This window comes from Brevibacillus sp. GCM10020057 (genome assembly GCF_042683565.1).
Classification (GTDB): Bacteria; Bacillota; Bacilli; order Brevibacillales; family Brevibacillaceae; genus Brevibacillus.
Map to the genome: position 1 here is coordinate 88,767 of NZ_JBHUJW010000011.1, position 20,114 is coordinate 108,880.

At 56.4% G+C, this 20,114-nt stretch carries 19 protein-coding genes; 10 read left to right on the top strand and 9 right to left on the bottom strand.

The features are described 5' to 3' along the window. Nucleotides 1-28: 28 nt before the first annotated feature. Nucleotides 29-1,084, top strand: a complete 1,056-nt coding sequence (locus ACFSO0_RS03945) for a tetraprenyl-beta-curcumene synthase family protein (protein WP_376876623.1) — start codon at nt 29-31, stop codon at nt 1,082-1,084. Nucleotides 1,085-1,095: 11 nt separating this feature from the next. Here ACFSO0_RS03945 and ACFSO0_RS03950 read toward each other — a convergent pair whose 3' ends face one another. Then, on the bottom strand, nt 1,096-1,269 hold the full coding sequence (locus ACFSO0_RS03950; protein ID WP_376876626.1) for a YlaF family protein: 174 nt from the start codon (nt 1,267-1,269) through the stop codon (nt 1,096-1,098). Nucleotides 1,270-1,425: 156 nt separating this feature from the next. Here ACFSO0_RS03950 and ACFSO0_RS03955 point away from each other — a divergent pair, with 156 nt between their 5' ends. The 3 genes from ACFSO0_RS03955 to ACFSO0_RS03965 all read left to right on the top strand — a co-directional run bounded on the left by ACFSO0_RS03955 (nt 1,426) and on the right by ACFSO0_RS03965 (nt 3,898). Further along, on the top strand, nt 1,426-2,004 hold the full coding sequence (locus ACFSO0_RS03955) for a PilZ domain-containing protein (protein ID WP_376876629.1): 579 nt from the start codon (nt 1,426-1,428) through the stop codon (nt 2,002-2,004). A 129-nt stretch (nt 2,005-2,133) separates the two neighbouring features. Next, nucleotides 2,134-3,021, top strand: a complete 888-nt coding sequence (locus ACFSO0_RS03960; RefSeq protein WP_376876632.1) for an AEC family transporter — start codon at nt 2,134-2,136, stop codon at nt 3,019-3,021. Nucleotides 3,022-3,064: 43 nt separating this feature from the next. Further along, entirely contained in the window at nt 3,065-3,898 is an 834-nt protein-coding gene (locus ACFSO0_RS03965; protein WP_376876639.1) for a TrmB family transcriptional regulator, read from the top strand. Nucleotides 3,899-3,907: 9 nt separating this feature from the next. On the opposite strand, the gene ACFSO0_RS03970 is transcribed toward ACFSO0_RS03965, so the two are convergent. From ACFSO0_RS03970 to ACFSO0_RS03980, 3 genes are read right to left on the bottom strand one after another with little or no spacing between them, the layout of a single operon-like run. Further along, nucleotides 3,908-5,191, bottom strand: a complete 1,284-nt coding sequence (locus tag ACFSO0_RS03970; protein WP_376876642.1) for an MFS transporter — start codon at nt 5,189-5,191, stop codon at nt 3,908-3,910. A gap of 58 nt (nt 5,192-5,249) precedes the next feature. After that, nucleotides 5,250-6,392, bottom strand: a complete 1,143-nt coding sequence (locus ACFSO0_RS03975; protein ID WP_376876645.1) for a winged helix-turn-helix domain-containing protein — start codon at nt 6,390-6,392, stop codon at nt 5,250-5,252. Beyond that, on the bottom strand, nt 6,383-8,089 hold the full coding sequence (locus ACFSO0_RS03980) for a sigma-54 interaction domain-containing protein (RefSeq protein ID WP_376876648.1): 1,707 nt from the start codon (nt 8,087-8,089) through the stop codon (nt 6,383-6,385). Before ACFSO0_RS03980 ends, ACFSO0_RS03975 begins: the two co-directional genes overlap by 10 nt. A 275-nt stretch (nt 8,090-8,364) precedes the next feature. Between ACFSO0_RS03980 and ACFSO0_RS03985 the strand changes: the two genes are divergently transcribed. The 6 genes from ACFSO0_RS03985 to ACFSO0_RS04010 all read left to right on the top strand — a co-directional run bounded on the left by ACFSO0_RS03985 (nt 8,365) and on the right by ACFSO0_RS04010 (nt 14,739). Then, on the top strand, nt 8,365-9,285 hold the full coding sequence (locus tag ACFSO0_RS03985; RefSeq protein ID WP_376876652.1) for a proline dehydrogenase family protein: 921 nt from the start codon (nt 8,365-8,367) through the stop codon (nt 9,283-9,285). A 113-nt stretch (nt 9,286-9,398) separates the two neighbouring features. Next, the gene (locus ACFSO0_RS03990) at nt 9,399-10,331 is read left to right on the top strand and encodes a DNA-3-methyladenine glycosylase family protein (RefSeq protein ID WP_376876655.1); all 933 of its coding nucleotides are present in this window, start codon (nt 9,399-9,401) and stop codon (nt 10,329-10,331) included. 108 nt (nt 10,332-10,439) lie between these two features. Further along, nucleotides 10,440-11,795, top strand: a complete 1,356-nt coding sequence (brnQ, locus tag ACFSO0_RS03995) for a branched-chain amino acid transport system II carrier protein (protein WP_376876658.1) — start codon at nt 10,440-10,442, stop codon at nt 11,793-11,795. A gap of 270 nt (nt 11,796-12,065) precedes the next feature. Beyond that, nucleotides 12,066-12,761 carry a response regulator transcription factor gene (locus tag ACFSO0_RS04000; protein WP_376876660.1) on the top strand — a complete coding sequence of 232 codons (696 nt, stop codon included), beginning with the start codon at nt 12,066-12,068 and terminating at the stop codon, nt 12,759-12,761. Further along, nucleotides 12,761-14,206 (top strand): sensor histidine kinase, encoded by a 1,446-nt coding sequence (locus ACFSO0_RS04005; protein WP_376876663.1) that lies wholly within the window; start codon nt 12,761-12,763, stop codon nt 14,204-14,206. The genes ACFSO0_RS04000 and ACFSO0_RS04005 overlap by 1 nt, the downstream gene beginning before the upstream one ends. A gap of 155 nt (nt 14,207-14,361) precedes the next feature. After that, nucleotides 14,362-14,739, top strand: coding sequence for a hypothetical protein (locus tag ACFSO0_RS04010; RefSeq protein WP_376876666.1), 378 nt, complete (start codon nt 14,362-14,364; stop codon nt 14,737-14,739). Between the two features lie 223 nt (nt 14,740-14,962). Here ACFSO0_RS04010 and ACFSO0_RS04015 read toward each other — a convergent pair whose 3' ends face one another. From ACFSO0_RS04015 to ACFSO0_RS04035, 5 genes are all read right to left on the bottom strand, one after another. Next, a complete protein-coding gene (locus ACFSO0_RS04015; protein WP_376876669.1) occupies nt 14,963-15,748 on the bottom strand; it encodes an ABC transporter ATP-binding protein in 786 nt (261 codons plus the stop codon). Nucleotide 15,749: 1 nt separating this feature from the next. Continuing rightward, nucleotides 15,750-16,547: an ABC transporter permease gene (locus ACFSO0_RS04020; protein WP_376876672.1), complete on the bottom strand. Its 798-nt coding sequence runs from the start codon at nt 16,545-16,547 to the stop codon at nt 15,750-15,752. 77 nt (nt 16,548-16,624) lie between these two features. Next, the gene (locus ACFSO0_RS04025; RefSeq protein ID WP_376876675.1) at nt 16,625-17,641 is read right to left on the bottom strand and encodes an ABC transporter substrate-binding protein; all 1,017 of its coding nucleotides are present in this window, start codon (nt 17,639-17,641) and stop codon (nt 16,625-16,627) included. Between the two features lie 17 nt (nt 17,642-17,658). Further along, nucleotides 17,659-18,792 (bottom strand): histidinol-phosphate transaminase, encoded by a 1,134-nt coding sequence (gene hisC / locus ACFSO0_RS04030; protein WP_376876678.1) that lies wholly within the window; start codon nt 18,790-18,792, stop codon nt 17,659-17,661. After that, complete coding sequence (locus tag ACFSO0_RS04035; RefSeq protein WP_376876681.1) at nt 18,789-19,883, bottom strand: iron-containing alcohol dehydrogenase family protein; 1,095 nt, start codon at nt 19,881-19,883, stop codon at nt 18,789-18,791. Before ACFSO0_RS04035 ends, hisC begins: the two co-directional genes overlap by 4 nt. Nucleotides 19,884-20,114 lie beyond the last annotated feature (231 nt).

A 20,114-nucleotide genomic window follows, 5' to 3' on the forward strand; every position in this document is an offset into this window, starting at 1 on the left:
TATTGTGTTGTTGTTGGGAGGGAAGCAAGTGAGCGAACTGCGCAATCCATGGCAGCTGCTATATCGGGTTTATCGCCATGTCCAACCTGTTCTGGAGCGGGAGTTTGCTGCCTGGCAGCAAATGGCGCAGAACATTCCCAATCCGGAGCTTAGAAAACAGGCGCTGGACAGTATGCATACGAAGAAGTTTCATTGCCAGGGAGGCTCGGTATACGCGGCGCAGGTGATTCCCTATGTAGAGACGATTGTTCCGCTAATCGTGGCGTATCAGACCATCAGCGACTATCTGGACAACCTGTGCGATCGCAGCACGTCGCTGGACCCCCAGGACTTTCGGCAGTTGCACACCTCGATGCAGGACGCGCTGACGCCGGGAGCGCCCCTGCGCGACTACTACCGCTACCGGGAGGACCGGGACGATGGCGGCTACCTGGCGAGCCTGGTTCAGACCTGTCAAAAGCATGCGGCGCAATTGCCTGCCTACGCGCGCATCCAGTCCAGGGTCGTGGAGTTTTCCACGCTGTACAGCGATTTGCAGGTGTATAAGCACATTGCTCCTGCCTTGCGCGAAAGCGAGCTGCTGAAGTGGTGGGACCAATACAAGGAAACGTACGGCCAGCTGTACTGGCAGGAGTTTGCCGCCGTGACAGGCTCGACGATCGGGATTTTTGCCCTGTTCTGTCTGGCGACGCAAGAGGACGTGACGGAGGAAGAGATTCAGGCGGTGAGCGGAGCGTATTTCCCGTGGCTGTGCGGGTTGCATATTTTGCTCGACTATTTGATCGATCTGGAAGAAGACAGATTGGGCGGAGATTTGAATTTCGTCAGTTACTATGATTCGGATGTGGATGCGACGGCGCGGCTGCAGTTTTTCATCAAACAGGCAAAGGCAAGCGTCAAACGCTTGCCAAATTCTTCATTTCACCGTATGATCGTGGACGGGCTTATTGCTTTTTACCTGGCCGATCGCAAGGTAAATCGGAACCAGCCGCATATATACACCATTGCAAAACAACTGTTAAAGCAGGCAAAAGGCTTGCCGTCCCTGTTGTTTTACGTGAACAGCTTGCTTGTGAGAAGGTAACGGAGAAGGGGTCAGCGCATATGCTTGCGCTTGTACGAAAAGCCAAATCCCATCAAAGCGAAGGCAGCAACGATACAGCCAAGGATACCAAGGGGGCTGTTTTCCCCGATGGAAATGCCAACTCCGATGAGACAGGCGGTTACTAAAAATGCCAAAGCCAATGTTACCACTTGATAACGATTCATCGGATTGTAACCTCCTATCTGTCAATGTTCCCATTATACCTTATTTTCCGCGAAAAACATCCAGGTAAAGATTTTGCAACCCCGGTAAAATATTGTGCGAAGTGGTGGAGTCCGCAGATGGAATGCATTTTACAAATCAGAAGAGGCAATCAAGTAATGGAGGGCAACGTTACCTATGAAGAAGGCGATTTGATCGAGGCCGTCTTTCCCGGCCTGACGGATGTGACGGTAGGAGATCAGCTGCCTTGCCTGCTTACAATCGACTACGAATCGGTCATCAATTTTGAGGCGGTGGTCGTAGCCAGAGAAAAAAATCGGCTCTTTCTGTTTCATTCGCCCACTGCCACCGAATTCCGCGAGCAGCGTCGCCGATACCCGCGATTTGACATGGACCTGAAGGGCTGGATTCAGTACCCGAGCAAGGAGCCGGACTCCCTGTTTTCCGTGCACAGCCAGATGGTCGATCTGGTCAATCTGAGTCTCGGCGGTCTCGCCTTCCGTATGGACAAATCGATCCCCGAGGAGCAGTCGATCATTTTCTCGGCGGAGCTGTACGGGCGCAACCGTCCGGATGGCGTCATCAAGGCCGAGCTGAAAGTCATTCACGAGCGAATCGAAGGTCCCCATCACCTGTTCGGTTGTACAATCAATGGGATCAATGCGCGCCATTTTCACAACCTGCGCAAGTATATTTTGCAGCGGCAACTCGAGGAGCGCAGGAGAATCCAGGTGTAATTATACACATTTGACGAATTGGTTCGATGAGGGCCAATTTTTTTTGTGCACAAAAACGAAAATATTTTGTTGCCTTCTGCCTTTTTGATTAGTTACTATCTTAGTAGTAACTAAAGGGGTGATTGTCTGATGCTGCAGGCTATGGTCGTGGTGTTTGGCTTTATGGCTCTGGGATATGCAGCGCAGCGCAGGGAGGAACAAAATCGCTCGCTGGCGAAGCTTTGCCTGTACTATCTCATTCCAATTCTGATCTTTCAGTCATTTGTGCACACAGAGGTATCGATCCAGTCGCTGGCGATGATCGTGCTGCACTTTTTTGTGATGACGCTGCTCGTCTACGTCTTGCTGATGCATGTCGTGGGGCGGTGGTTTGGCTGGCAGAAGGAAACGCTAAAATGGAATGTGCTGGCTGCGACGCTGGCGAATGTCGGGTATTTCGGTTTGGCCGTCATTCGCTATGCCGTGGGCGAGCATGCGGTACCTTACGCAGTCGCTGTATCGTTGGCGTTTAACCTGTATATGGCCTTGTTTGGATTTTCGCAGGTGGGTGGCGAGCGACAGTGGCGGGGAAGAATTCGCAGGGCGTTGCAAAATCCGTACTTGTATGCCGTGATCGCCGGTCTGCTTTGGCGCTGGATGGATTGGACCATGCCCGGAGCGCTGGATGCCTTTCTGAATCTGGCGGCGAGTGCGACGCTGCCGCTGACCCTCTTGCTGACAGGAGCGGAGATGCGCAACAATCGGTACGGGCGCGAAGGATTGTGGGATGCGGCGAAGGTGAGCATCCTGAAGCTGGTGCTTCCCGTGCTGGTCGCCTGGCCGCTGGCGCTCTGGATGACGGATGATCCGGTGGAGCGAAGCGTCATGATTCTCATGTTCGGCATGCCGACCTCGCTCAATTTGCTCCTGCTCGCCAAGGATCAGGAGCGGGATACGTCCGCACTGGCCATGGTCATCCTGCTGACGACGGTATTTTGCCCGTTTACTTTGCTGCTGGTCATGGACTATTTGCCATAAGGAAGAAAGCCATCCTTTGTTTGAGGATGAAAGGAGGAAGCGTATGAGCAGGTTATGGGAGCAGCTGCAGCTGTTCGGATTTAACCAGTACGAAGCCAAGGCCTATACTGCGCTGATCGGTCTGGGCGCGTCCAACGCTTACCAGATCAGCAAGGAGTCCGGAATTCCCCGGGCGCGGATCTACGACACCATGGAGACGCTCGTGCAGCGCGGCCTTGCCTTGCTGGAGGAAACGGGAGACGGCGCGAAAATCTACTCGCCGCTGCCGGTCGAGGTGTTCCTCGAGCAAGCCAGACGCACGTTCGAGGATTCGTGGCAAAAGGTGGGGGATGAACTGCGCACCTTGGAAAAGCGCGAAGCCAAAACGGAAGTCTCGCTCACAACAGTCCGCGGAGAGGAAAACGTCCTGTCCTTTTGCCGCATCATGATTCGCAGGGCGCGTGAACAAGTGCTGCTGTCGATGTGGGGGCCGATGTACGACAAGCTGCTCCCCGAGCTTGCGGAGCAGCAGAAAAAAGGCTGCCGCATCAAGGGAATCCTGTTTGACGTCGAGCAGCCGCTGGAAGGTCTGTACAAGCACCGGATCAACGAGTATATCAACAAAATGACCGAGGAGCGCTGGTTTGTGCTGTCTGTCGACGGCAAGGAGCTGCTCTACGGTCATTCGGCCGAGCGCAAAGGCAACGCCTACTACACGGACGATCCCGTGCACATTTTTTTGCTGGAGGATTACATCTGGCACGACATTCTGGTGAACCGGCTGGTGGAGGCAGGCAGCCAGGAGCAGCTGGACCGCTGGATTCTTCCGGAAATGGAGCATTTCTTCGGACGCAAAATGCTCCCGGAATCGTATTGGGTGGATCGCGAAGGTAAGTAGCCGTCGCGTTTACCCTGTTGCATCGCGGCGCAGTTCCTCCGATAAGGTCGGTCTTCCCACTTCCTCCGCCCTCCCCCAGATGAAGCGCTGCAGCAGTACCGCGCCTGCGCCAAGCGCCGAGATCGCCGCACCTACCCGCAAAAAGGCGAGGCTCGGTCCCCAGACGGTCATGAGCCAGCCGCCCAAAAGCGGAGCGACGATAAACGTCGTGCTGGTGAGGGAGCCGATGATGCCGCGCACCCGACCCAGAGCCTCCGGCGGCGTTTCCTTCTGTACGAGGTAGTTGGAGCCAACCGTGGTCAGCCCCGTCCCGATGCCGGCGAGCAAGGCGGCGGGAAGCAGCCAGTAGCGGCCGCTGTCCTCCGGATACACGGCGATCCAGGTAAAACCGATGCCGATCAAAAAGACGCCTCCCCCGAGAACCCAGCCGTAGGAGCGTATTTCCTGCCAGCGCTGGAGCCAGGTGACGGTGAGCAAGGCTCCCAGGCCGATTGTGCTCACCGCGAAGCCGACCATTTCCGGGTGGAGAGGAGCCTTTTCCCGAAAGATGATTGGCAGCTGCGCGTCTGCGAGCTGGATGGTCAGCGCGACCAGGAGAGAAAAGACCGTACTGAACAGCAGTATCCGGTTTTGCCAGAAAATTTGCCAGCCTTCCTGCCAGGAGTGGCGCAGGGTAGGCGATGGCGGGGCTGCGTCGGCACGGACTGTACCGTCAGCACCGACTGCACCCGCCTTTTTCTCTACTCCTGCGATCGGCAAAAGCAGCGCGGCAGACAGCAAAAAGCTGCAGGCGTTAATGGCGAGGCAGAGGCCGGGAGCAAAAAACGCGGCGACGATCCCCCCGAGCAAGGGACCGACGAGTTTCCCCATTTGAAAGACGGCGCCGTTGAGCGAGGTGGCCTGCAGCAGCTGATGCTCGGGCACGATCTTCCGCGTCAGCGCCTGCTGCGCCGGATCGTTGAAGACCGAGGCGCAGGAGCGCAAGGCGATGACGAGCAAAAAGGACAAGGAGCCAGGCATGGCCAGCAAAAGCAGCGTACACAGCGCCTGGATGACGTCCATGACGATCATCAGCCTGACCTTGTTCACGCGGTCTGCCAGCACGCCGGCCAGCTGTCCAAAAGCGATGCCCGGCGCGGCGTAGGCGATGGGCAATAGCGCCATGGTCATCGGGTCAGCCTTCCAGACGAACCCCAGCAAAATCGACACCGCAATAAAATCAAACCAATCCCCCAAGGTAGACAATCCATAAGCGAAAAACAACACGCGAAACGTTTTATTTTCCCGCAGCAAGCTGATCCCTCCATCGAACGATTTTCTTTGAGGATAGAGGGAAAATGTCAGAGGAATATCAAACGGAGCGGGTGAGGATGGCGTGCACCTGCTGCTTCAGGTCGTCCAGCCGGTATTCGCGCTTCAGCTCTGTCCACAGCTTCTTGTACTTCCGTAGCCACTCCTCGTCACAGCCGAAGTGTCGGAGCAGTTCCTGCACGATTTGGGCAGCGTAGAGCAGATGCGGGACGAAATGGGTCGTGCGGATGATTTCGACGCCTTCGTCCACCAGCTGTCGCGCCTTTTTCCCTTCGCCGCGCAGGTACAGGCAAAGTCCACGGTACACGGTAAAGCTGCCTAGTTCCCGCTGCATCGGGACGAGCTGCAGCAGCTCCGCCGAGTGGCGGATCGTCTCCTCCGCTGCTTCCAGCTGATCCGACAGCAGGGCCAGCATGACTTGCTGGGTGTGCAAAAAGAGGGTAAAGCTCTCGGAGTTCATGCCTTCGACGATCTGTCTCGCTACTGCCAGCTGTCGCTCTGCCGCCTCCCGCTGACCTGTCAGCGCGTACAGACCGACGGCGACGATCTGCAGCTCGTGGCGGAACGATGCGGGCATCCGCTCTTGCAGCGTTTCCGTCTGCTCATACAGGCGCAGCGTCTTTTGCGGGTCCTCCTCCGCCATGTAGTAAATGTGAAAAAGGTAAAAAAGCCTGTCTGCCAAAGGCGAGGACGCCGCGTCCGTGAAATGCGCAAAATCGCCCCGGATAAAGTGCAAGTACATGTCGTAAAACGGATCGAGCGAGAAGCCGAGAATTTCCTGGTGAGTGGACAAAAGCTGCATCGCCGCGCCCATTCCCATCCCGTGGTAGGTCTCCAGCAAGGTACGGACCGTATCGGAGAAATCGCGGTTGAGGACAGCCGGCGTGGGCGGATGATGCTGCTTCCACGTCAGCCGGTACCCCACTTTGCGGACGGTGTCGATGGTAAACAGATGCGACCACTTTTGCAGTTTTCGGCGCAGCCGGTAAATGTGGTCGTCGACAGTGCGATCCGTCGGGTCCTCTAGCGGCCACACACGGTTCAGCAGTTCGTCCCGACTGAACGTCCGGTTTTTCCAGGTGAACAAATAATGAAGAAGCGCGTATTCCTTTGGCAGGAGGGTGATGGTTTCTCCTGCATGCTGGACTTGGAACCGTTCATCTGACCAGATAATCATTCCCATCGGAAATTCTCCTCGGACAGGCCGTATTTTTTCATTTTGTTGTACAGCGTCCCGCGAGAAATGCCGAGAAGCTCGGCGGCCGCCTTTTTGTTGCCGTAGGTGCGGGCCAGCGCTGCTGCAATTTTTTCCCGCTCGGAGCCGCCCGGCGCGGGAGATGGGGCAAACAGCTGGGACGGGACAGGACGAGGCAGCACGGGCGGCTGATACGCACCGGTCGCATCGGACTGGCGGGAGAGGATCGCCGAGGGCAGATGCTCCGGCGAGATGACGCCGTTCTCCTGCAAAATGGACAGCCGTTCGATGACGTTGCGCAGCTGGCGAATGTTCCCCGGCCAGCTGTAGTCGAACAGCGCCTGCATGACCTCCGGTGCGATGCGGGGAACGGGCTGCTCGTGTGCGACGGAATATTCCTGGATGAAGATTTGCACCAGCTCGGGAAGGTCTTCGCGGCGTTCGCGCAGCGGCGGAATTTCCAGGGAAAACACATTGAGCCGATAGTACAAGTCTTCGCGGAAGCGGCCTTCGGCTACCATCTGCTCCAGCTGGCGGTTGGTGGCGGCGACGATCCGGGTGTTGACGGTGATCGGTTCCGTCCCTCCCACGCGGTAGAACTGCCGCTCCTGCAGGGCGCGCAGCAGCTTGACCTGCAGCTCCAGCGGCAGCTCCCCGATCTCGTCGAGAAACAGCGTGCCGCCGTGGGCCAGCTCCAGCTTGCCGGGCTTTCCTTTCTTTTCCGCACCGGTAAAGGCGCCGCCCTGATAGCCGAACAGCTCGCTCTCAAACAAGGCGGCAGGGATGGCTCCGCAGTTGATGGCGATGAACGGCTTCTCCCGTCTGCGGCTCGCCTGGTGGATCGCTTTGGCAAACAGCTCCTTGCCGACGCCGCTTTCCCCGTAGATCAAGACCGTCGCATCCGTCTGCGCCACCTTTTGGGCGGAGACGATGGCGGACTGGATCGAGGAGGAATGTCCCTTGATCGCGTAAAACGGATCGTCCGGGGCCTGGAAGCGGCTCATCTCCTGCTGCAGCGTGTGCAGATGGGCGGTGGTGTGGGCCAGCTCTTCGTTGAGCCGCACCAGCTCGGTAATGTCCTGTTCGATCGAGATGGCTCCGATGATGTCGCCGTCCAGCCGGATTGGCGCCGCGTTGATCAGGACGTGGCTGTCCGGGCGAGGAATGTGGTACACGCGCTGCACGGACGTCCCCTGACGCAGCGCGTCCAGCAGCCGGATCGACTCGCTGGCGAAGTGTTCGTCCAGCGATGTGCCAATCACCTGGGCGCGGTCGATTCGATAGATCGACTCCGCCGCCCGGTTCCAGTGCTGCACGACGTTGCGCGAATCGACGATGGTCGTGGCTTCGCTCATCGTGTCCATCAGCGTGCGCAGCAGTACGGACTGGTTCTGGATCAAGGTCAGATACGTGTCTAGCAAATGCTCGGGGGCGACGATGCCGGTGGGCCGATCGTTCTCATCGACAGTGACGAGGGCGGGGAGAGAAGGGCCGTCCAGCGCAGAGCGAAGCAGCTTGGTTGCGGCTTCCAGCGTCGCTGTCTCTTTGACCGCCAGCACTTTGACGGATTGCTCCCGGCGATGCCACACACCTTCCGCCTCCCCCGCGCGTATGCTGATTTCATCAGGTTTGACGGGAGCGGCCAATGAAAATACAGCAGTGTCCAGCGAGAATAACGGTTTCAACTCATCACATCCTATTCATACTAACTAGAAACGGGCTTTCATGCTGTTTGTCATACAGCTTCTAATCAAAAGTGTACAAGAATAAACATCATCTGTACAGAAGTGTTAAATTATTGGGTGCTTTTCACTGTGCATGCATCCTTCTTTTCCGGCATGATCCGTCCCATGCAGGCGTACGAACAGAAAATATACTTAATTTTTTATCAGCCAGATAATTTGGCACAGTTCATGCTAGAAGAATGACGCAGAGTACGTTGAGGAGGAGACAGTCAACGATGGAACAAGCTATGAAGGATTTTTTCCTGTTTTTATCCAAGAACAAAACCTTGAACAAAGCTGCGAAAAAGTGGGGTCTGCGTTTTGGCGCGAGCCGCTTCGTATCCGGTGAAACGATTGCGGAGGCGATCAAGGCCGTCCGCGAATTGAACCAAAAAGGGCTCGTGTGCACACTCGACCACCTGGGCGAATTCGTCTTCAGCGTGGAGGAAGCGAACGAATCGGCCGACTACTGCATCAAGACGATTGAAGCGATCCACCAGTCCGGGGTAGACTGCAACCTGTCCCTGAAAATGACTTCGCTCGGTCTCGACATCAGCCGCGAGCTGTGCATGTCCAACATGCGCCGCATTCTCGACGCAGCCAAGAAAAACGGCAACATTTTCGTGCGGATCGACATGGAAGACTACGCGCACAATCACGTCACCATGGAAATTTTGAACGAGCTATTGGAAGAGTACACAAACGTCGGCACGGTGATCCAGGCATACTTGTACAAGGCATCCGATGACATCGAGAGCCTCAAGGACAAAAAAGTCAACTTCCGCCTGGTAAAAGGGGCGTACAAGGAGTCGCCGGAAGTTGCCTATCCGAACAAGCCGGACGTGGACGAGAACTACAAAAAAATCATCAAGCAGCATTTGCTCAACGGCGGCTATGCGGCGGTAGCCACCCACGACGACGCCATCATCGAGTACGTGAAAAAGCTGGTGAAGGAGCACGACATCCCGCGCACCCAGTTTGAATTCCAGATGCTGTACGGAATTCGCTCCCAGTCCCAGATCGATTTGGCCCGCGAAGGCTACAAAATGCGCGTCTATGTGCCTTATGGCAACGACTGGTACGGCTACTTCATGCGCCGCCTGGCGGAAAGCCCGGCCAACGTGAAATTCGTCCTCAAAGGGATGTTCACCAAGTAAAAGAGCAAGAATACGAAACGACAACAGGCACCTTCGGAAGAGTTCCGGAGGTGTTTTGTGTTATCGTAGTAGAAGTTGGTGAAAACGCGAACAATGCGAGGAAAGAAGGTGCGATGCCCGTGTATTCATCTGTCATTTCTTTGATTCCCCCCTATTCCTTTGAGCGGCTGCTTCGCCGGTTACAGACTCATCCCGATCCGCAGCTGCTGGTCGATGCGCATAAGAGAGTGCTTCGCCGGGTGCTTCGTGTGGGGACGCGGCCTGTGCTGGTGAGCTTGCAGTTTGCGGGCACGACTGAGGAGCCCTTCCTCCGGCTGCACACACCGTCTTCACTCTCGGCCGGGGAGCAGCAGCAACTGGAACAGACGGTCCGACACATGTTTTGCGCTGATCTGGACCTGGTCCCCATCTACGAGCATATGCGGCATCAGCCGCCGCTGGCGATTTTGACGGAAAGATTTCGCGGGCTGCATCCGTTTCTGGATTCTGACCTGTTTCAGTCCATGGTCAAGACGATTATCGGGCAGCAGATCAATCTGGCGTTCGCCGCCAATTTGACAAAGCGATTGCTGGAACTTTCCGGTGACGCAGTCGAGGACGACGAGGGCCGCGTCTTTCTGGCTTTTCCCACGGAGGAGGCCGTCGCCAGGCTGGAGCCGGAGGATTTGCGGCCGTTGCAGTTCAGCCAGCGCAAGGCGGAATACATCATCGACTACGCTCGTGCGATCGTCGATGGCAAGGTGGATCTGGGCCGCTTGTGGCAGATGGAGGACGAGGAAATCATCGCCTGTTTGACCTCCCTGCGCGGCATCGGCAGATGGACAGTCGAGTGCCTGATGATGTTCGGCATGGGCCGTCCCAACCTGCTTCCGGCAGCGGACATCGGCCTGCGCAACGGGCTGCAGCTGGTGTACGGCCTGACGGAAAAGCCGGATGAAAAAGACATTCGCCGCATCGGGGAAGCGTGGGCGCCGTGGCGCAGCATCTGCTCGCTGTACATCTGGGAAGCCGTAGGGGCCGTGAAGAGAAAGGAGACATGGGAGTAGGACAGGACCCCTTTTTCAAGAAGTTTGAAAAACAGGAAGGTTGTTATTGCGAGAAATTTCAAATATAATGAACGAATATTCAATAATATAGATAGAAAGAGGAGCATCATGAGAGAATTATCAAAGAGAGAAACCATTACTGTAGGGCTCATGCTGTTTGCCTTGTTCTTCGGGGCAGGCAATATGATCTTTCCGCCCGCTTTGGGCCAGGCCGCCGGGACGGACGTGTGGGCAGCCATGTTTGGCTTTATCACGACCGGTGTAGGCTTGCCGTTGCTGGGGGTCATTGCAGTAGGGCTCGGAGGAGGAGACTTGCAGACGCTGGCAAGAAGGGTACACCCCGTCTTTGCTGTCGTCTTTACGTTTGTCGTCTATTTGGCGATCGGCCCGTTTTTGGCGATCCCGCGGACTGGCACCGTCACATATGAAATGGGTGTGCTGCCGTTTTTGCCTGCGTCGGCAAAAGACAGCTGGCTGCCGCTGTTCGTGACGACTGTCGTTTACTTTGCCGTAACGTACTGGCTTTGCCTGAATCCATCCAAACTGGTGGACCGGATCGGGAAAATATTGACGCCGGCACTGCTGATCATCATTGCGGTCATGTTTATCGGGACCTTGGTCAATCCGCTCGGCGACATGGGCCCTGCGACCGGGGATTATACCGAATCGCCGTTCATTAAAGGCTTCCTGGAAGGCTATCTCACGCTCGACGCGCTGGCAGCGATGGTATTCGGAATTGTCGTGACCGCATCGGTACAGGCAGTCGGCGTCACCGATCGCCGAAAGATCACGACATCGACGATCAAAGCTGCCGTCATCGCAGCCGTAGGGCTTGGGCTTGTGTATCTGGCGCTCAGCCACATGGGCGCGACCAGCCAATCGCTGGGCAAACTGGAAAACGGGGGACAAATCTTGACCGGCGTGGTTCACGTTCTGTTCGGCCCGCTCGGCTCCCTTTTGCTCGGCCTGGCCGTCACCCTGGCCTGCCTGACGACTTCGGTCGGTCTGGTCGCCTCGTGCGCCACTTTCTTTTCGGAGCGAATCCCCGGCGTCTCCTACAAGGCGATGGCGGCCATCCTTAGCGTGTTTAGTGCAGGGGTGGCGAACGTCGGGCTGACCCAATTGATCGCGTTCTCCGTGCCGGTGCTGATGGCGATTTATCCGATCGGGATCGTGCTGATGATCCTGTCGTTTTTCCATAAGCTGTTCCGTGGCTACTCGGCTGTCTATATCGGCGCGATCGTCGTTACGGCGGCGATCAGCCTGATCGACGGCGCCGCCCTGATCGGTCTGCCGGTAGATGCCATCACGGAAGCGTACGGACATCTGCCGCTGTACAAGGAAGGAATCGGCTGGCTGCTCCCGGCCGTCGCCGGCGCGCTGCTCGGCTTTTTGTGGGGCAGCCTTCGTCCGAAGCGAAAAGGCGAGCCGAAGCTGTACCGCGAGACAACCAGCAATACGTAACAGCAAAGAAAGCTGGGCATTTTGCCCGGCTTTTTCTTATTCCCTTTCGCGTGTTGGCGTTCCGTTTCTCCTTTGACATGCAGCCCCGCCATGTCTTCCACCTGGTTCCAGCTATCCAGGACTTCCATCCATCCACAATCCCCTGTATCTGTGTTACCATAGGAAAAAGCCTGATGCCGAACATGTGCTTTCACCATCCGTGAAATACGGTGGCACATCCGTGAGCCAGCCTTGAAAAGGGCTTTCTTTTTTGAAGGGAGGTTGTTGGCTTTGGCACAAACAAAGGTACTGGTAGCAGACGATGATCCGAATGTACGCGAAATTATTCGCCTTTACTTTTCCAAACAGCAAATCGATCTGGTCGTCGCAAGTGACGGGCAGCAAGCCATCGACATGATGGAAAAAGAAACGCCGGACTTGGTCATCCTCGACGTAATGATGCCGCAGATGGACGGCTTTGCGGCGTGCCGGGAAATCCGCAAGAGGTGGGACACGCCGATCATCATGCTGACGGCAAAGGACGAAGAGTTCGACCGGGTGCTCGGCCTGGAGCTGGGCGCCGATGATTACGTGACCAAACCGTTCAGTCCGCGCGAGCTGGTGGCGCGGATTCGAGCTGTCTTGCGCCGGATGCAGCCCAAAGAAAAAGCCGTGGAGGACGCCCCTGCCGCTCTCGTCTTCGATCAGCTGACCATCGACATCGACAAGCGCGAGGTAGTGGTGGCAGGAGAGAAGATCGGCTTTCGCCCCAAGGAGTTCGACCTTCTGGTGCAGCTTGCAAAATCGCCGGGGAGCGTCTTCTCCCGGGAGCAGCTCTTGGAGCAGGTATGGGGCTTTGACTACTTTGGCGATGTGCGCACGATCGACGTCCACATCAAAAAAATCCGGCAGCGGCTGGACAAGCTTCCCTATGAATGTATTCACACGGTCTGGGGGATCGGCTACAAGTTCGGGGTGGAAGCCTGATGCTGCGCACCTCGAAAAGCATTTTCCGCCGCCTGCTGTTCAGCTTTCTGGCTACCGTGCTCGTCGGGCTGGGCATCTCCGGACTGCTCATCTCGCTGTTTGCGCGGCAGTACATTTACGATTCCAAAGAAGAAGAAATGCTGCGAATGGCGAAAAAAGTGAACGCCGCGATCCAGAACTACGACAAGGTGAACAAGCAGCTGCTGGATGAGCTGGTCTCGCTGGACGAAGCCTTCGATACGCGCATCTGGTTGTTCAACCAGGAAGGGAAGATCGTCGCCACTTCCATGAAGGACGAGGTATTCACCGGCAAATCGGTGGCGGTTTCCATCGCGGAGAGTGTTCTGAAAGGCAAGAGCGCCGTAACCGAGTTGCAGATCGAAGGGCTGGAAGACCCGATGCTGTCCGTCTCCGTCCCGTGGGGCGAAGGCGAGCACGTCTACGGCGGCATCATTTTGCACGCCCCGATCGAAGGGATCGAGCGCACCTTCGGCCAGATGCGGGAGACGATCTTGTGGGCGACGCTCTTTGGCGTGTTGCTTTCGACGGCGATGGTCTCTTATTTGTCCTGGTCCATCTCCCGCCCGCTGCGGACGATTGAGCGGACAGCCGCGGAGATCGGCAGGGGCAACTACGCCGAACGGGTCCGCGTCGATACGTCGGACGAGATCGGCGACCTCGCCCAGACGATCAACACGATGGCCGAGAAACTGGAGCGGGTCGAGCAGGAGCGGCAGCATCTGGAGCAGGTGCGCAACGACTTTCTGGCCAATGTGTCGCACGAGCTGCGCACCCCGCTGACGGCCATGCAAGGCTTTCTCGAGGCGCTGCAGGACGGCCTGGTGGAAGACGAAGAAGCGCGGCAAAAGTATTACGCGGTGATGTACTCGGAGACGATGCAGGTCAACCGGCTGGTCGATGACCTGATGGACCTGATGAAGCTGGAAAACAACGAAGTCAATCTGGCGAAGTTCCCTGTCGATGTGGCGGACGTGATGAACAAGGTGGCATTCGCGTTCCGCGCCGATGCTGGGGAAAAAGGCATCCAGATCGAGCTGGAGCTGGAAGAGGACCTGCCGAAAATTTACGCAGACCGGGATCGGGTCGCGCAAATCTTGAAAAATCTCGTGAAAAACGCAGTGAAGTTTACGGAGCAAGGAGAGATTCGCCTGCGGGCGGTCGCGGAGGAGCCGTACGTCAAAATAGAGGTGGCAGATACGGGCATCGGCATTTCCCAGGAAGATCTGCAGCGGATCTGGGAGCGGTTCTTCAAGGTGGACCGCGGACGCTCGAAAAAGAACAAGGGGACGGGATTGGGGCTGGCGATCGTCAAGGAGCTGGTCGAGCTGCATGGCGGCAAGATCAGCGTTGAGAGCGAGCCGGGCAAGGGGAGTACGTTTACTGTCTGGATGCCGACCGTGACGGCTTCGCGCCAGTCGACGTGAGTTTTGCGAGCGGGCACCGGCAGGATGGTCATACTTTTTTCATCTTTTGAACATGGTTTTTTCCCATTTTCCTCACAGAATGATTATCTTTGGCCGTTACGATGTAAGCGTGACGGAGAGAGAGTCACGAACCAAGGAATGAAAGGAGAATGAACATGAACAAAAGATGGGTCTCCATCGCGGCTGTGGCATTGCTCCTGTCAGGCAGCCTGGTTGGCTGCTCCGGCAATACAGGTACATCGGAACCGGCTACCCAGCAAGATGGAGGCAGCGCGGCTACATCGGAGGGCTCCTCCACGACAAACAGCCAATCGACCGATAGCTCGGTTTCTACTCAAGATCAATCTGCACCGAATGCTGCGGCCAGCGGTACAGACGCTTCCGCAGGATCGTCTGACAGCTCTTCGTCTGATTCCAGCACGACGAGCGACAGCAGCAAGGACAGCAAGTCTGACACAGTCGCCAAGGATGCAGCAGGATCTGCTGGTACAGACAGCAGCAGCTCCACGGCTGATACGACATCCAAGCAGTAACATGCAGTCAGGCAAACGTAGCAGTATGCAAGTAATCTGGCAGTGACGACAAGAAGCCAACTTGTTCGTTTTTCCTCTACTTCCCTCCCCGGGTTTACCATATACATTGGGACGGCTTTGTTGCCGTCTTTTTTTTGTCCGAAAACGAAAAAACCCAAGGCGCTGGATCGTCCATCTGATCCGCTTTGGGTTTTTCCCGTCGTATGAATCGTTTGCGTGCTCGCTACGGATTGACTGCTTTCAGGCTCTCCTCGCGAATCAGTTCGAGCAGCTCGAGCTTCAATGCGAGAAATTCCTCGCTGCTCTTGTTGTGGTAGTCGCGCGGGCGAGGGAGCGGCACCTTGATGTTTTTTTTCAGCCGCCCCGGACGCGCCGTCATGACGTAAATGGAGTCGCCGAGGAAAATGGATTCTTCCACGTCATGGGTGATGAACAGAATGGTTTTCTTCGATTCTTCCCAGACCTTCAGCAAAATCTCTTGCATGATCGTGCGCGTCTGCGCGTCGAGGGCGCCGAACGGCTCGTCCATCAACAAAATTTCCGGGTCGTTGGCGAGGGCGCGGGCTATCGCCACACGCTGCTTCATCCCGCCGGACAGCTGGATGGGATAATGCTTGTCAAAGCCCTTCAGCCCGATCAGGTCGAGGTAGTGGTGGGCGATTTCGTCCTGTTCTTTCTTAGGCACACCTTTCAGGTCGAGACCGAACGTGATGTTGTCCTTGACCGTCAGCCACGGGTACAACGTGTACGACTGAAAGACCATTCCCCGGTCGGGTCCCGGTCCCTTGATCTCCTTGCCGTCGAGATAGACATGGCCGGAGGTTGGCTCTTCCAGGCCCGCGACGACGCGAAGAATGGTAGACTTGCCGCAGCCGGAAGGGCCGAGAATGGTGACGAACTCCCCTTCGGCGACAGAGAACGACGTCTGATCCAGTGCGACGACTTGTCCGCTCTTGGTCGAAAATACTTTCCCTACGTTATCAATGACTAGTTTTGGCGTCGCCGTCATGTTAAGATCCCGCCTTTCTCATCCAGGAGAAGGATGCGCGATAGATTGCCTTGAAAATCAGGTCCATGATCAATCCGAGAATCCCGATGATGAGAATGCCGACGATGATTTTGTCCGGCTTCAGGAAGCGGGAAGCCTGCATGATCATGTAGCCGAGCCCGTCTGATGCGCCGACCAGCTCGGCGACGACCAGGTACGTCCACGCCCAGCCGAACGTGATGCGCAGCGTGTCGACGATCCCCGGCATGGAAGCGGGGAGGATGACCCGCCTGAACAGCTGGAAGCGTTTCGCACCCAACGTGTAGGAGACTTCGATCAGCTCGTTCTGGATGTTTTTCGTGACGTCCATGACCATCAGGGTCAGCTGGAAGAAGGTCCCGAAAAAGATGACTGCCATCTTCTCCGCTTCTCCGAGACCGATCCACAAAATAAACAACGGGATGAAGGCAGAAGCCGGCATATAACGGATGAAGCCGATGATCGGCTCGAACGCCCCCTCCATGATGCGCAGGCTGCCCATCAGCATGCCCAGCGGTACGCCTATGATGGCGGCGAGGATGAAGCCGAGCGCCACCCGGGAGAAGCTGATGCCGATGTCGGTCCAGATTTCTCCGCTTTCAAACATGGAGACAGCCGTTTTGACGATCTTGTCCGGAGCGGGGAGGAACAGCGGATTGACGAGCCCTCCGTAGCTTAGTGCCGACCAGACCAGAATCAGAATGAGAAAAGTCGCGATTCCCGCCCCTGTGTAGAGAGGTTTGGCGATATCCTTATTCGGGGTAAAGACATTTTTCCACATCGTCATCCCTCATTTGTCATTAAAAATGTTGTGAGTCTGGTACAAGAGAAAAGGAGGCCCGCAGTGGGCACTCCCCCTTATAGTCCGCCAACAAAAGTCGAGTTCAGAACGTCTTCCGGCTTAGGTGCGGTGTCGATCAGTTTTTGATCCATGTAGAAGTCGATTGCGTTCTGGGTGGAGGTGTAAATGTCGCCCTTGCCATCGCCGAACAATTTTTTGTTGTCATCCTTGTTCATGAATTTCAGACCTGGGACGGTGCCCGTGAATTCAGCCAGATCGATTTTCAGACCTTTTGCCATGATTTCATTGGATTCGTCCGTATGTTCTTTCCAGTAGTCCATCGCTTCCGCCATGGCAGCCACGAACGCCTTGATGTCGTCCGGGCGCTGCTCGATGACGTCTTTTTTGAAGCCGACCGTGTCGACGATAATACCGGACAGTTCTTTCGTCGAGAGGAGGATTTTTCCGTTTGCCTGCGAGGCTTTGCTCAACCATGGTTCCCAAGTGACAGCCGCATCGACTTTGCCTGCCACGAACGCTGCTCCGGCGTCGCCAGCAGACATTTGCACCATTTCTACGTCTTTGTCGGTCAGGCCCGCTTGCTTCAGCGCGGTAAGAATCAGCATGTGGCTGGTCGAGCCTTGTTCAAACGCCACCTTTTTGCCTTTCAGGTCTGCGACAGTCTTGATGTCGTTTTTGGCGATGATGCCGTCGCCGCCGTGCGAATCATCCAGCAACCAGACTACTTGCATCGGCACGCCGGAAGCAGCCAAGGTCACTTGCACGTCGAGCGCAGTCGCCATCCCGTCTACCTGTCCTCCGGCGAGAGCCTGCTTGCGCTCGGCAAGACCTTCGATGATGGACAGCTCTACATCGAGACCGTGCTTCTCGAAAATGCCTTTCTCTTTCGCCAGGAACAGCGGACCGTAGCCAGTCCATGTCGGCAAGGTTACTTTCAGCGGTGTCTTTGCGGCGGGAGCGGCAGCGGTGTTTCCTTCAGCCGGCTTGGCATCGCTCGCCTGGTTGGAGGAGCCGCAAGCGGCAGCCGTGATGGCTACCATGACAGACAGCAGCATAAACAGAAATTTTTTCACGTGAAATTTCCCCTTATCTAGTTCTTTATAGTTGGCAGATCGCTTTCTTGCATGACTTCCTTGAAGGCCGCTACAAATGCCCGCATTTCTTCCTCGCGGCCAATGGAGATGCGCAGGGAGCTCTTCAGGCCGTAGCCTGCCAGCGTGCGGACGATGAAGCCGCGTTCGGCGAGACGGTCGAAAACGGCTTTGCCGTCGCGCCCCGTGTCGACGCAGACGAAGTTGGCCTGGCTCTTCAGGTAAGTCAGTCCCAACTCGTCAAACGTGTCACACAACAGCTTTTTTCCGATGGCGTTGTTCTGTCTGGACGCCGCGACGTGTTCGGCATCATCGAGGCTGGCGAGCGCGCCTGCCTGCGCGATGCTGTTGACGTTGAACGGAGGGCGGACGTGGTTGACCGCATCGACCAGCTCCGTCTGCCCGATCCCGTAGCCGATCCGCGCTGCCGCCAGCGAGTAGACCTTGGAGAACGTGCGGATGACGAACACGTTGGCGAAGTCTCGGGTGAGCTCTACGGAAGATGCATAGCCGTCTCCGTCCGCGAATTCATGATACGCTTCGTCGATGACGACCAGCACGTTTTCCGGAACGCGCGCGACGAAGGCACGCAGTTCATCCGCCGGAATCACGGTGCCTGTCGGGTTGTTCGGATTGCAGAGGAAGATGACCTTCGTCTTGTCCGTGATCTTTTGCAGCGCACCGTCCAGGTCGATGCCCAGATCCTCCTTCATCGGGGAGAAAACCGGTTTCGCCCCCATCAGGTTTGTCGAGGCGAGGTACTGCACGAAGCAGATTTGCGGGATGATGGCCTCGTCCTCCGGTTCCAGAAACGTCTGGGCGACGAGGATGATCATCTCATCCGCTCCGTTGGACAGGATCACGTTCTGGGGCTGGACGCCTTCCTTTTCCGCGATCTTGTTCAACACGGCTTCCCCGCTGGAGCTTGGGTACAGATTCAGTTGCGTGAGTGCCTGCTGCATTGCCGCGATGGCTTTGGGCGAAGGCCCCAGCGGGTTTTCGTTAAAAGACAGCTTGTACACCTGCTCTAGGCCAAGCGCCTGCTTCATTTCCTCTACCGGCAGGTCGGCGAGCGAGCAGGTGTAAGGTGTCAGATTGGGATAGACACTGCGGACCATTTGCGTCAGGTTCATGACTGTTTGACCTCCTTTCCGATGCGGTCGGCGCCCTGGATGGCGTTGACGACCATTTCCGGCGTCACGGCGAACGGCATGTTGGCCATGTCCTCGATGCCGACGGTGACGACGCCGAGACGATCCCACTGTTCAGGCGTCAGTTCCTTGATCGCCATATGTTCCAAGGTGTACGGCAGCTCTACTTTTTGATAGTAGGCGATCAGCTCGCGAATGGTCTCTTCGCTCTTTCCTTCCAGCACGAGCTGGGAGAGGATGCCGAACGCGACGATCTCGCCGTGGTACGTGTCGTGCACCTCGGGGAAGATGGTGAGTCCGGAGTAGATCGCATGCGCCGCAGCCGTCCGGCAATCGTCGCCGCCGTAGCCGCTGACGCTGCCGCTAATCAGGATGATGCTGTCGATGACGTCGTTGACGGCCTGGTCGACTTTTCCTTGCTTGATCGTCTCGATGGCAGCCGGGCCTTTTTCCAGCAGCAGCTGGTAGAGCCCTTCCGCCAGACGCACGGCACTCTGGTTGAGCGCAGTCGGCTGGCTTTTCCGGACGGAGGCGGAGGACTCGAACCATTTGGCCAAGGTGTCGCCGATCCCTGCGACCAGGAAGCGATAAGGGGCAGCGCTGATGATTTTCGTGTCTGCGAGCACGACGTTGGGCGCCTTGGAGCGATGGCTGATTTCGATGAATGTGCCTTCGTCGTCGTACATGATCGCAATCGACGTAGCCGGGGCGCATGTTGCAGCGATCGTCGGGACAGCAATCAGCGGCAGATTTTCCGCAAACGCGACGGCCTTGACCGTGTCGATCGCCTTGCCGCCGCCGACAGCGACGAGCACCTCGGGCTTTCTCTCCTGGACGACGGCCCGCAGCTCCTCGACTTTCGACCACGAGCATTCGCCGCCATACCAGATGAATCCTTTATTTTCCAAACCTTCTTTTTGCAAGCTGGCTGAGATAGCAGGCTCTGCGACAGACAGAGCTGTCTTCCCGCCGATCATGAGTGCGCCATTCCCGAATGCCCGAGTGTATGATCCAATCTCGTGCAGCAGGCCTTCTTCGCGCACGTATTTTCCAGGCCCTGGAACAGTAAGCATGACGACATCTCCTGTATCTTTTATTCACAGTGATGAATGAATATACAAGCAGTTATTTTATGACTTTTATAAAAGATTGTCAATGGACAGACAGTCTTTATATTTCTTTATTTTAGTTTATACTTATGGATTTGCAAACAGTAATTTGCGCAAAAATTCTAACACCGCAAGCAAAAAATCAGCATCAGAATGCCCTGCAAACGGCAAATGCCAGCCCTGCTGGACTGGCAT

Excerpts from the sequence above, each read along its gene's own strand:
- ACFSO0_RS04010 (WP_376876666.1), top strand. The coding sequence starts at position 14,362 with ATGAACAAAAGATGGGTCTCCATCGCGGCTGTGGCATTGCTCCTGTCA.
- ACFSO0_RS04020 (WP_376876672.1), bottom strand. The coding sequence starts at position 16,547 with ATGTGGAAAAATGTCTTTACCCCGAATAAGGATATCGCCAAACCTCTC.
- ACFSO0_RS04005 (WP_376876663.1), top strand. The coding sequence starts at position 12,761 with ATGCTGCGCACCTCGAAAAGCATTTTCCGCCGCCTGCTGTTCAGCTTT.
- ACFSO0_RS03985 (WP_376876652.1), top strand. The coding sequence starts at position 8,365 with ATGGAACAAGCTATGAAGGATTTTTTCCTGTTTTTATCCAAGAACAAA.
- ACFSO0_RS03960 (WP_376876632.1), top strand. The coding sequence starts at position 2,134 with ATGCTGCAGGCTATGGTCGTGGTGTTTGGCTTTATGGCTCTGGGATAT.
- brnQ (WP_376876658.1), top strand. The coding sequence starts at position 10,440 with ATGAGAGAATTATCAAAGAGAGAAACCATTACTGTAGGGCTCATGCTG.
- ACFSO0_RS03965 (WP_376876639.1), top strand. The coding sequence starts at position 3,065 with ATGAGCAGGTTATGGGAGCAGCTGCAGCTGTTCGGATTTAACCAGTAC.
- ACFSO0_RS04015 (WP_376876669.1), bottom strand. The coding sequence starts at position 15,748 with ATGACGGCGACGCCAAAACTAGTCATTGATAACGTAGGGAAAGTATTT.
- hisC (WP_376876678.1), bottom strand. The coding sequence starts at position 18,792 with ATGAACCTGACGCAAATGGTCCGCAGTGTCTATCCCAATCTGACACCT.
- ACFSO0_RS03950 (WP_376876626.1), bottom strand. The coding sequence starts at position 1,269 with ATGAATCGTTATCAAGTGGTAACATTGGCTTTGGCATTTTTAGTAACC.
- ACFSO0_RS04035 (WP_376876681.1), bottom strand. The coding sequence starts at position 19,883 with ATGCTTACTGTTCCAGGGCCTGGAAAATACGTGCGCGAAGAAGGCCTG.
- ACFSO0_RS03990 (WP_376876655.1), top strand. The coding sequence starts at position 9,399 with ATGCCCGTGTATTCATCTGTCATTTCTTTGATTCCCCCCTATTCCTTT.
- ACFSO0_RS03975 (WP_376876645.1), bottom strand. The coding sequence starts at position 6,392 with ATGGGAATGATTATCTGGTCAGATGAACGGTTCCAAGTCCAGCATGCA.
- ACFSO0_RS03955 (WP_376876629.1), top strand. The coding sequence starts at position 1,426 with ATGGAGGGCAACGTTACCTATGAAGAAGGCGATTTGATCGAGGCCGTC.